This is a genomic window from Streptomyces sp. NRRL S-244 (assembly GCF_000717915.1).
In the GTDB taxonomy this organism is placed as follows: Bacteria; Actinomycetota; Actinomycetes; order Streptomycetales; family Streptomycetaceae; genus Streptomyces.
On sequence record NZ_JOCX01000024.1, the window covers coordinates 64,589 to 75,807 of the forward strand.

Here is an 11,219-nt window from a genome sequence, read left to right on the forward strand (position 1 = left end):
CTTTGTGAACGCGTGCACAAAGATTGTGTCCGCTTTGTCCGAGCAAAGTGACCGGGGTCACGCGGTCCGGGCATGCAGGGCGGGAACCCACAACACGCCGAACCCGTTCAAATCCCGAGGGGGGCAAAACGGTACACACTCCTCATCGATACGCCCCCGAGACCCCACAAATCGCCCATGATGGTAACCGGCCGGAGGCTCAGGCCTCCAATGCCCGCCGCAGCCGGTCCGGGTTCACCCTCCAGAAGGTGTGCTGTTCGCCGTCCACGAGCACCACCGGGATCTGCTCCCAGTGCAGCCGGTAGAGCTCTTCGTCCTGCGAGATGTCCTTCTTCTCCCACTGCGCTCCGACTTCCGCGCAGACCTTCTCGACCACCTCCTGGGCCTCATCGCACAGATGGCACCCCGGCTTCCCGATGAGCGTGACCAACCGCTCGCCGGGACGCTTCTTTTCCTTACGACGCAGCAAAGGGCTCATGTCCCCATTCTCCCGCGCCACCGCGTAACACCACGGCACCGAAGAGTTCACGCCCCCGGCATCCCGCGGGTTCGGGAACTCCCGAACACAATGGCTATGCTCGCGTCATGGCCGCTCTGGGATGGCTCACCCCCCGTAGGCGCTCCGCAACCGCGCGGAGCGTGCTGGCAGGCGAGGCCTCGGCCGAAGCCGCCCGCAAGACCGCGCAGGCGCTCGACGCGGACGCCGGACCACCGGCCGCGTCCGAGGAAGCGGAACCGGAACCGGCCGAGCCCGAGTTCCCCGTCGCCGGCGACGACCTCGCCGCCGCCTTCTTCGACCTCGACAACACCGTCATGCAGGGCGCCGCGATCTTCCACTTCGGCCGCGGCCTCTACAAGCGGGAGTTCTTCCACCGCCGCGAGCTCGCCCGCTTCGCCTGGCAGCAGGCCTGGTTCCGGCTCGCCGGGGTCGAGGACCCCGAGCACATGCAGGACGCCCGCGACAGCGCCCTCTCCATCGTCAAGGGCCACAAGGTCTGCGAACTCATGGCGATCGGCGAGGAGATCTACGACGAGTACATGGCCGAGCGGATCTGGCCGGGCACCCGCGCCCTGGCCCAGGCCCACCTCGACGCCGGCCAGAAGGTCTGGCTCGTCACGGCCGCGCCCGTGGAGACCGCCACGATCATCGCCCGCCGCCTCGGCCTGACCGGGGCGCTCGGCACGGTCGCCGAGTCCGTCGACGGCATCTACACCGGCCGGCTCGTCGGCGAACCGCTGCACGGGCCCGCGAAGGCCGAGGCGGTCCGCGCCCTGGCCGCCGCCGAGGGACTCGACCTCGAACGCTGCGCCGCGTACTCCGATTCGCACAACGACATTCCGATGCTGTCGCTGGTCGGACATCCGTACGCGATCAATCCCGACACAAAACTGCGCAAGCATGCCCGGGCACACGACTGGCGCCTGCGCGACTATCGGACCGGCCGCAAGGCCGTGAAGGTCGGCGTCCCGGCAGCCGCCGGGGTCGGCGCGATCGCGGGCGGCGCGGCCGCCGCCATCGCCCTGCACCGCCGCCGCAAGTAGCCCGCGACGCCCCAGCGCAGGGCCGCCACCCGGCCGCCGCCTGCACCGAAGCCGCCCGGCCGCCCGCCGGGCGGCTTTTCGCGTACCCACGGCCCGGTGCGCGGCAGGCATTCCCCCACCCCTACCCCCGCGCCCCACGCGGCACTCACGCATGCCCGACTCGGTCGCGAGCCAGCGTGGAAGCGTCCATTCCGCGCGCCCAACCGATCAAGAACCGATCACCAATTGCGACCGAATATGCCTTCGACACGCAACAGAAGTGTCGGAATCGGTGATTTGAGCAACTGGGTGTAGCGCCGCCTGTACGAAGCGTTATTCTCCTCAAACGCATGCCACCGGCCATCTGTCGCCACGACGGGTGAACGGTCCCGCACTGCACGTGATGGAAGCTCTGCCTCTGGGAGTCCCGTGTACCCACCTGTCGGGGTTGACGCCTCGGGCCTGGCTACGCTGCGCGCAACGGTCCTCGACCACCTGCGCGGCTTCGTCCCCACCGCGTACGCCGTCCCCGCCTTCGCCGCCGCGGTCCCTGCCGGCCTCGGCCCGGCCGGTCCTTGCTATGCCCTGACCGACGGCGGAGCGACGGTGGGCAGACGCGGTCGCGCGGGAGGAGGCGCCGGCACCGCCGCAAGCGGAACGAGCGCGCCCGCCGCCCGCCGCCCCACCGCGGACAGCGACCAGGCCCGCATGATGGACCTGGTCGAACGCGCCCAGGCCGGCGAGGCCGAGGCCTTCGGCCGGCTGTACGACCAGTACAGCGACACGGTGTACCGCTACATCTACTACCGCGTCGGCGGCAAGGCGACCGCGGAGGACCTCACCAGTGAGACCTTCCTGCGCGCGCTGCGCCGCATCTCCACCTTCACCTGGCAGGGCCGCGATTTCGGCGCCTGGCTCGTGACGATCGCCCGCAACCTGGTCGCGGACCACTTCAAGTCCAGTCGCTTCCGCCTGGAAGTGACCACGGGCGAGATGCTGGACGCGAACGAGGTGGAACGATCCCCCGAGGACTCGGTCCTGGAGTCCCTCTCCAACGCCGCCCTGCTGGAAGCCGTACGCAAGCTCAATCCCCAGCAGCAGGAGTGCGTGACCCTGCGGTTCCTCCAGGGCCTGTCGGTCGCCGAGACCGCCCGGGTGATGGGGAAGAACGAGGGCGCCATCAAGACGCTCCAGTACCGGGCGGTCCGCACCCTGGCCCGTCTGCTGCCGGACGACGCCCGCTGACCTCCGCGCCGCGCACCGCCATACCCGCGCACCACCCGGACCCCCCACGCCCCCCACGCCTTCCGACCCTCCTGACAATCCACACAACCGGTGACCCCTCGATGACGCTGTGGTCCGATCATCCTTCGTCCGTAACCCAAGTGCCGCGCCGCTCGTTGTGCGGAATGCAGGCTCCCTGTGGACAAGCCCTGCCCGAAGCCGCTCACTCGAAAGTGTGGATGTGCTCAAGGAAGGCAACCTTCCGGACACCTTGGGGAGTCGATCGTCATGACGAGAGGAGGTGCCGCCAGTGATCGCGAACGTGACTCCGCACCGGCGGGCGAACGCCTTCGCCCAGGCCCTGGAGGATCGGACCCCATCCGACCTTTCGGAACCGGACCCGGCGGCCGAGCAGTCCGAGGCACCTGCCGAACCTGCCGACCACAACCGGTTGTTGGCCCTGGCGAGCGCGCTCGGCGAAAGAATGCCGCGCCCAGTGCTGGACCCCGAGGTCAAAGTGGTGCAACGAGCCCAGCTCGTGGCCGCCATGGAGGCCATGGTGATGGAAGAGAGGGCCGGGGGCGGTGCCGCCTCGGACCCTCAGGTGCCCGAGCAGCGGGCCGGCCGCGGCGCCCACCGGGCGACCTCGCTCCGGAAATTGCGGCCCCGCTCCCGCTGGTCCAAGGGCATCGCAGCGGGCGGCCTCACCGTGGGTGTGGCCGCGGGGGCCTTCAGCGGCGTGGCCGCTGCCAGCACGGACGCCCTGCCCGGTGACTCCCTCTACCCCGTCAAACGGGGCATGGAAGACCTGAAGCTCGGGATGGCCGACGAGGACGCGGACCGGGGCCAGCTCTACCTCGACCAGGCCTCCAACCGCCTGTCGGAAGCCCGCAGGCTGATGGAGCGCGGCCGGTCGGGCGCGCTGGACCACGAGTCGCTCGGCGCCATCCGCCGGGCCCTGGCCGGCATGAAGCACGACGCGGCCGAGGGCCACCGGCTGCTCCAGGCGGCCTACGAACGGGACGGCTCGCTCGGCCCGATCCAGGCCCTGTCGTCCTTCTCCCGCTCCCACCGCGACGCGTGGGGCCGGCTCCGGGAGAAGCTCCCGGCGCAGCTCACCGACGTGGGCGGAGAAGTCGAGTCGGTCTTCCAGGCCATAGACGATGACGTGGCGCCCCTCCAGAGCCTGCTCCCCAAGCCCCCGGAGCAGACCCGCGGCACGGGCGGCGCCCCGGCCAAACCGAGCGCTCCGGCCGGGCAGCACCAAAGCGCACCGGCGGCGGGCACGCCCTCGGCCAGCCCGACCCCGCCCGCACCCACCGGCGGCAAGCCCACACCCGCCCCCGGCGGCCTCCTGGGCGGCACGGGGGACCTCCTCCACCCGCCCTCGGGCCAGAACACCTCGGCGCCCTCGTCCTCCCCGGAGCGCGTCGCGCCGGAGATCACCCTGCCGCCCCTGCTCCCGGGCCTCCTCCCGGGCCTGGGCATCCAGGCGGAGGACACCGAGTAACACCGCATGACGCCGCAGGCCCTCACCCCGACCGGGGTTGAGGGCCTGCGCGTCATACGGTGCGTCATGCGGTGAAACGAACGCGGCGGTGAGACGAACTCAGAAGAACACGGACCGCCGCTGCACCAGCAGTTTGTAGAGGGTGTGCTGGATCTGCTCGCGCACCTCGTCCGTCAGGTTGAACATCAGCATCGGGTCCTCCGCCGCCTCCGGCGGGTACCCGTCCGTCGCGATCGGCTCGCCGAACTGGATCGTCCACTTCGTCGGCAGCGGCACCGCCCCCACCGGTCCCAGCCACGGGAACGTCGGCGTGATCGGGAAGTACGGAATCCCCAGCAGCCGGGCCACCGTCTTCGCGTTGCCGACCATCGGGTAGATCTCCTCCGCCCCCACGATCGAGCACGGCACGATCGGCGTCCCCGCCCGCAGCGCCGTCGACACGAACCCGCCCCGCCCGAACCGCTGCAGCTTGTACCGGTCTCCGAACGGCTTCCCTATCCCCTTGAAGCCCTCCGGCATCACCCCGACCAGCTCCCCGGCCTCCAGCAGCCGCTGCGCGTCCTCCGAGCACGCCAGCGTGTGCCCGGCCTTGCGCGCCAGCTCGTTCACCACCGGCAGCATGAACACCAGGTCCGCCGCCAGCAGCCGCAGGTGCCGCTGCGCCGGGTGGTGGTCGTGGACCGCCACCTGCAACATCAGCCCGTCCAGCGGCAGCGTCCCGGAGTGGTTCGCCACGATCAGCGCGCCGCCCTCGGCCGGGATGTTCTCGATGCCCTTGACCTCGACCCGGAAGTACTTGTCGAACAGCGGCCGCATCAAGGACATCAGGACCTGGTCCGTCAGCTCCTTGTCGTAGCCGAACTCGTCGACCTCGTAGTCCCCGGTGACCCGGCGCCGCAGGAACGCCAGCCCGCCGGCGATCCGCCGGTCCCAGGCGGCCCCGCCGGACTCGGCGGCAGCGGGCTCAGCCACGGCAGCCTCCACGGCCTCCACGGCCTCCACCGCCGGACCCTGAGCGGGCACCGCCCGTACCCTCCGGGACCCGGCGCCCCGCCGGCGCGGCCGGTCCTCGTCGAACGGAATGACCTTGGCGTCCGCCACTATCGCTGCGCTCCCTCTTCGGCTCCGGCAACCTCGACGTTCAGGGCGTCCGCATTCACGCTGTTCACCTTCAGCGCGGCGGCGACCCGGTCCACGACCTGCCCCGCCTGCTCCGGCGGCAGCAGCCCCTTCCCCCGGCTGCGCGCGAAATCGGCGAACGTCTCCGCGGTCGTGTACATGGGCTTGAATCCCAGCACCTCCCGCATCTGGGACGTCTCCACGACCCGCCCGTGCGTCAGCAGTCTGATCTGCTCCGGCGAGAAATCGGTGACCCCCACCGCCCGCAGCGCCGAGCCCACCCACGTCACCGCGGGCAGCAGCAGCGGCACCGTCGGCCGCCCCAGCCGGCGCGCGCACTGCGACAGCAGCAGCACCCCGTCCCCCGCGATGTTGAAGGTCCCGCTGTTCAGCGTCCCGCGCTGGGGCTCCCCCGCCGCCAGCCGCAGCACGTCCAGGACGTCGTCCTCGTGGACGAACTGGAGCCGCGGGTCGTACCCCAGCACCGTCGGCATCACCGGCATCGAGAAGTACTCGGCGAGCGCGGAGTCCGCGTACGGCCCCAGGATGTTGGCGAAGCGCAGCACGCACACCGCCACGTCCGGCCGCCTGCGCGCGAAGCCCCGTACGTACGACTCGACCTCGACGGCGTCCTTGGCGAAGCCCCCCGCCGGCAGCGACTTGGGCTGCGTGGTCTCCGTGAAGACGGCCGGATCGCGCGAGGCGCCCCCGTAGACGCTGGTACTGGACTTCACCACGAGCCGCCGTACCGTCGGCGACTTCTGGCAGGCACCGAGCAGCTGCATCGTGCCGATGACGTTGGTTTCCTTGACGGCACTGCCCGCGCCGCCCGCGCCCGCGCCGCCCCCGGTCACGGCGAGATGGACCACCGTGTCCACGGCGTGCTCGGCGAGCACCCGGGCGATGGACGACTGCCTGATGTCCGTACGGATGAACTCCGCCGACCCGAGCCGGTGCGGCGGCGCCGCCGCGTCGACCGCGATGACCCGGTCGACCTCAGGATCACGCTGGATGCGCCGCACGAAGCGGCCCCCCAGCTGCCGGGCAGCCCCGGTAACGAGCACGACCTTCCCCACGAGCTCCGCGCCTTCCTCGTCGTCCCCGGCTACACCGCAGCCCCTCCACCAAAGGATGGTGGAGGGGCTGCGGAGAACACGTACAGCTGCCGTTTACTTCTTGTTACGGCGCTGGACGCGGGTGCGCTTGAGCAGCTTGCGGTGCTTCTTCTTAGCCATCCGCTTGCGCCGCTTCTTGATAACAGAGCCCACGACTACCCTCGCTCACTTCTCGGAACATCTCCGCGCTAGCGGAGATCGGTGCGGGGCGTCTGGGCCCACACGACCTACGTCGGCCTAGCCTACCCGCCCGAGCTCCGAGCCCGTAATCCGAGGGACACCGCAGGTCAATCTCAGGCCGACTCCACCCCCACATACGACTCTCGGAGGTACTCGTGAACCGCGTTTTCGGGGACCCGGAAGGACCGGCCCACCCGGATTGCGGGCAGATGACCGTTATGCACCAGGCGGTACACAGTCATCTTCGACACTCGCATCACCGAGGCAACCTCTGCCACGGTCAGGAACACGACCTCACTGAGAGGCCTCTCGCCAGCAGCCATGACACACCTTGACCTTCCGCGCATGACGGGCACCGGCTTCCCCTCCGGTTACTCCTCGTCGTCGCACGCTCACTCCCCAGAGTAGGGGCGTGTGATACGAGTGGGGAAGAGGAGCTACGGCCACTCCTGCGCACCCGGCAGGCTCGCCCGATCGAGTACATAGCGAATCAGTGGTCTGTAGTAGTCCGCGCGCACCGCGTCATCAAGCGGAACGGCCACCGCCACGCGCCCCTCCGCCTCGCCGACGAACAGCGCCGGGTCGTCCGTATCCGCCAGCCCGATCGCCTCCACACCGAGCTGACCTGCGCCGCAGACCCACCCGTGATCCCCCACCACCAATTCCGGCAAGGGCCCGCCGGCCTCCGCCAGAGCCCCCAGCGCGATCCGAACCGGCAGGGGTGAATGGGTGTGCACGCCGGTGGCACTCCCCGGCGGCCGCGCGCCGGGCTCCCGCACCAACGCGACTCCCCGTACGTAATCGATGCTGTGCCTGCGTACGCCGAACCGGGTCGCCATGTCGACAGGTACCCCCTGCGCCGGAGTGAGCACAACACATCCCACCGCCGACAGCGCCCGCGCCAAACTGGCGTAGAACCCCAGGAGACGATGCGGATGACCCGTCCCGAACAGCACGGGCGACCGCGCCCCCGCCGCCTCGCGCAGCCGCTCCGCGAACGCCTCCAGACCCGCCAGCGTCAGCTCCGGATCGATCACGTCCGGCCCTCTGACGTGCGACGGATCCGCCGAGACCCCGCACTTGTCCGCCATCAGCCTCAGCAGGTCACCCTCGCCCCAGCCCCACTCCGGATCCAGCCCCAGCAGCACCCGCGGATCCCGCGCCGCGAACAACCGGTAGCTGCGCAGGCTCTCCTCCCGTGACGTGGCGACGGGCCCGGCCAACCGGGCGGCCAGCAGATGCGCACGCAGCGCGCCGGTGCTCAACACCCTCCGATGCTGCCGCACCCCACCGGACCGATCATCAATTCCGGCGTACGGCCCCACCGTTGGCGTAACGATGCTGCGCCCGGCCAGTCCCTACGTGAGCAGGCCGCGCAACGGGAACACCGCCCGCCGGGTCGCCAGAACGGCCTGATCGATCCGGTCCGCCGGGTCGTAGCCCGCCTCCCAGTCCCGCCACGCCACCGTCCGCCCGTCCGTCATCCGGGCCGGCGCCGGCTGCCGCGTCCGCGCGTACACCTCGTCCCGCCACGCGTCCGGCACCGCCGCCTGCGGATCGACCGGACGGTGCGCCGCGATCCCCACCAGATGCGTCCACGACCGCGGTACGACGTCCACGACCGCGTACCCGCCGCCGCCCAGCGCCACCCACCTGCCCCCCGCGTACTCGTGGGCGAGCCGGTGACAGGCCTCCTGCACCGCTCGCTGCGCGTCCAGCGACACCGCCAGATGCGCGAGCGGGTCCTCGAAGTGCGTGTCCGCCCCGTGCTGGGTCACCAGCACCTGTGGCCGGAACTCCTCCAACAGCTCGGGCACCGTCGCGTGGAAGGCCCGCAGCCACCCCTCGTCCCCGGTCCCGGCCGGCAGCGCCACGTTCACCGCCGAACCCTCCGCGCCCGGCCCGCCCGTCTCCTCCGGCCAGCCGGTCTGCGGGAACAGCGTGCGCGGATGCTCGTGCAGCGAGATCGTCAGCACCCGCGGATCGTCCCAGAACACCGTCTGGACCCCGTCCCCGTGGTGCACGTCCACATCCACGTACACGACCCGCTCGGCCCCGAGCTCCAGCAGCCGCGCGATCGCCAGCGCCGCGTCGTTGTAGACGCAGAACCCGGCCGCCCCGCCCGGCATCGCGTGGTGCAGCCCGCCCGCGAAGTTCACCGCGTGCTCGGCCTCCCCGTGCCAGACCGCCTCCGCCGCCGCCACCGACTGCCCCGCGATCAGCGCCGAGGCCTCGTGCATCCCGTGGAAGGCCGGATCGTCCATCGTCCCCAGCCCGTACGACCCGTCGGCCACACCCGGATCCGCCGACACCTCGCGCACCGCGGCCACGTAGTCCTCCCGATGGACCAGCCGCAGCGTGGAGTCCCCGGCCGCGCGGGCCGCCCGTACCTCCATCTCCCGGTCCAGCCCGAAGGCACGCACCAGGCCCATGGTCAGCGCCAGGCGCACCGGATCCATCGGATGGCTCGGTCCGAAGTCATACCTCGTTACCGCCTCGTCCCACATCAACAGCCCGGTCACCGGCTCGCCGCTCATGCCCGACACCGTATCGGGCGCCCTCCGCACCGAACGAGCGGGCGTGGAAGAGCGTCACGAGGACCAGCGCCATCGGCACGAGCATCGCGCCCCGGTAGCTCCAGGCGTCCCCGATCCCGCCGACGAGCGGCGATCCGATCAGGAAGCCGACGTAATTGAAGATGTTCAGCCGCGCGATGGCGGTGTCGGAGGCGGCAGGGAAGAGGCGCCCGGCCGCCGCGAACGTCTGCGGCACGATCACGCACAGCCCGATCCCCAGCAGCGTGAACCCGAGCATTCCCGTCCACGCCCCGGGCGCGGCCGCCACCACCGCGAACCCGCCGGCCGCGACCACCGTCCCGATCCGTACGACGGCCACCGCCCCGAAGCGCCGCACGCCCAGGTCCCCGACGGCACGCCCGATCAACGTGGTCACCATGTAGACGTTGTACGGGACCGTCGCCAGCTGCTCCGAGCTCCCCAGCACGTCCTGGAGGTACTTGGCGCTCCAGTTCGAGACCGTCGAATCCCCGATGTACGCACACGCCATCACCAGGCACAGCGGCAGCAGCAGCCGGAACCCGCCGACCCCGAGCCCCTTGTCCACGGCAGCCTGGTCCTTGCCGTCCCGCTGGTCGACGTAGAACCGGCTCCCGTAGAACGCGAGCGGCAGCAGCACGACCACGGCCGGCAGGTACGAGGTGAACAGCGACAGGTGCCAGTGCGCCCCGGCCCAGGCCGCGGATGCCCCGACGATCCCGCCCAGGCTGTACGCGGCGTGGAAGCCGAGCATGATGCTGCGCCCGTACGCCCGCTGCAGGCTGACGCCGAGCATGTTCATCGACGCGTCGAGCGCACCGACGGACAGCCCGAACGCCCCCAGCGCCAGCGCCGCGTGCCACATCTGCGAACCGGCCCCGACCCCCAGCAGGGCGAGCAGGACGAGCGGCTGCGCCCACCGCAGTACGGTGGCCGGCCCGACCCTCTTCACGAGGTGCTCGGTGGCGACGCTGGAGACCCCGGCGAGGATGGGCACGGCGGCGAGGAAGGCGGGCAGCAGCCCGTCGGATATCCCGTACCGGTCCTGGATGGCGGGGATCCGCGTGACGAGGAGGGCGAAGGTCACGCCCTGCACGAAGAAACTGAACCCCAGGGACCCGCGCCCATGGCGGAGCCGCACATCAGCTGTCATGGCGGCACAGCGTAGGCCCGCGGGCTACCCGTGGGTAGAGAGATCACAAAGGGAGTTCCAGAAGCCCCGTCAGCTCCTTCATCTCCCCGAAGACGCCGGTGGCCCCGGCCAGCCGCTCGGCGGGCGTCATCGCGGTGAACCCGTACACGTCCATCCCGGCGGCGACGGCCGCCCGCACCCCGAGCGGGCTGTCCTCGATCACCACGCACCGCGCGGGCTCGACGCCCATGGAACGGGCCGCGTGCAGGAACAGATCGGGGGCCGGCTTGCCCTTCCCCACGTCCTGCGAGCTGAAGATCCATTCCTCCTCGAACCATCCGTCGAGGCCGGCCGCCCGGTGTCCGACCCGGATCCGCTCGTGACTCCCGGAGGAGGCCAGGCAGTACGGCACCCCGTGCGCGGTCAGCGCCCCGAGCACGTCCACGGCGCCGGCCACCGGCGCCAGCTCCCGCTCGAACGCGGCGAAGGTCCGCGCGTGCAGGGTCGCGTCGAACTCTGCGGGCAGCCGCTCCCCGGTCCGCTCGAACACGAGGTCGTGCACCCTGTGCACGGCGGCACCCATGTAGTCGCGAACCGAGTCCTCGTAGGAGGTGGGATGTCCCAACTCGGTGAGGTACCCGGCGAGGATCGTATTGGCGACCGGCTCACTGTCCACCAGCACGCCGTCGTTGTCGAAGATGACGAGGTCGTAGCCCATGGCACCGACCCTACGCAAAAGATGCCCGTAAACGCAGAAAAGCCCTGTACCGGATACCCGGTACAGGGCTTTTCTACAATGATTGTTCGGCGGCGTCCTACTCTCCCACAGGGTCCCCCCTGCAGTACCATCGGCGCTGAAAGGC

12 protein-coding genes are annotated in these 11,219 nt (G+C 70.8%); 3 read left to right on the top strand and 9 right to left on the bottom strand.

The annotated features are described in order from the left end of the window. Positions 1-199 precede the first annotated feature (199 nt). Positions 200-478, bottom strand: a complete 279-nt coding sequence (locus IF02_RS0125330; RefSeq protein WP_030160713.1) for a glutaredoxin family protein — start codon at positions 476-478, stop codon at positions 200-202. Between the two features lie 107 nt (positions 479-585). Here IF02_RS0125330 and IF02_RS0125335 point away from each other — a divergent pair, with 107 nt between their 5' ends. From IF02_RS0125335 to IF02_RS0125345, 3 genes are all read left to right on the top strand, one after another. Continuing rightward, a complete protein-coding gene (locus IF02_RS0125335; protein ID WP_030160714.1) occupies positions 586-1,542 on the top strand; it encodes an HAD family hydrolase in 957 nt (318 codons plus the stop codon). A 408-nt stretch (positions 1,543-1,950) separates the two neighbouring features. Beyond that, on the top strand, positions 1,951-2,766 hold the full coding sequence (locus IF02_RS0125340) for an ECF subfamily RNA polymerase sigma factor, BldN family (RefSeq protein WP_030160715.1): 816 nt from the start codon (positions 1,951-1,953) through the stop codon (positions 2,764-2,766). Positions 2,767-3,055: 289 nt separating this feature from the next. Next, the gene (locus IF02_RS0125345; protein WP_030160716.1) at positions 3,056-4,255 is read left to right on the top strand and encodes a DUF5667 domain-containing protein; all 1,200 of its coding nucleotides are present in this window, start codon (positions 3,056-3,058) and stop codon (positions 4,253-4,255) included. 99 nt (positions 4,256-4,354) lie between these two features. Here the strand turns inward: IF02_RS0125345 and IF02_RS0125350 are convergent, their stop codons facing one another. The 8 genes from IF02_RS0125350 to IF02_RS0125380 form a co-directional block, all read right to left on the bottom strand. Beyond that, a complete protein-coding gene (locus tag IF02_RS0125350) occupies positions 4,355-5,356 on the bottom strand; it encodes a lysophospholipid acyltransferase family protein (RefSeq protein ID WP_030160717.1) in 1,002 nt (333 codons plus the stop codon). Further along, complete coding sequence (locus tag IF02_RS0125355) at positions 5,356-6,450, bottom strand: NAD-dependent epimerase/dehydratase family protein (RefSeq protein WP_037837075.1); 1,095 nt, start codon at positions 6,448-6,450, stop codon at positions 5,356-5,358. The genes IF02_RS0125350 and IF02_RS0125355 overlap by 1 nt, the downstream gene beginning before the upstream one ends. 93 nt (positions 6,451-6,543) lie before the next feature. Continuing rightward, positions 6,544-6,642 (bottom strand): 30S ribosomal protein bS22, encoded by a 99-nt coding sequence (locus IF02_RS34025; protein ID WP_003948845.1) that lies wholly within the window; start codon positions 6,640-6,642, stop codon positions 6,544-6,546. Between the two features lie 140 nt (positions 6,643-6,782). Further along, positions 6,783-6,992, bottom strand: a complete 210-nt coding sequence (locus IF02_RS0125360) for a helix-turn-helix domain-containing protein (protein WP_158708561.1) — start codon at positions 6,990-6,992, stop codon at positions 6,783-6,785. Positions 6,993-7,106: 114 nt separating this feature from the next. Then, positions 7,107-7,937, bottom strand: a complete 831-nt coding sequence (locus IF02_RS0125365) for a phosphatase (protein ID WP_030160721.1) — start codon at positions 7,935-7,937, stop codon at positions 7,107-7,109. A 90-nt stretch (positions 7,938-8,027) separates the two neighbouring features. Further along, on the bottom strand, positions 8,028-9,176 hold the full coding sequence (locus tag IF02_RS0125370) for an acetoin utilization protein AcuC (RefSeq protein ID WP_030160722.1): 1,149 nt from the start codon (positions 9,174-9,176) through the stop codon (positions 8,028-8,030). After that, the gene (locus IF02_RS0125375; protein WP_030160723.1) at positions 9,148-10,377 is read right to left on the bottom strand and encodes an MFS transporter; all 1,230 of its coding nucleotides are present in this window, start codon (positions 10,375-10,377) and stop codon (positions 9,148-9,150) included. The genes IF02_RS0125370 and IF02_RS0125375 overlap by 29 nt, the downstream gene beginning before the upstream one ends. Before the next feature lie 43 nt (positions 10,378-10,420). Further along, positions 10,421-11,074, bottom strand: a complete 654-nt coding sequence (locus IF02_RS0125380) for an HAD family hydrolase (protein WP_030160724.1) — start codon at positions 11,072-11,074, stop codon at positions 10,421-10,423. Between the last annotated feature and the right edge of the window lie 145 nt (positions 11,075-11,219).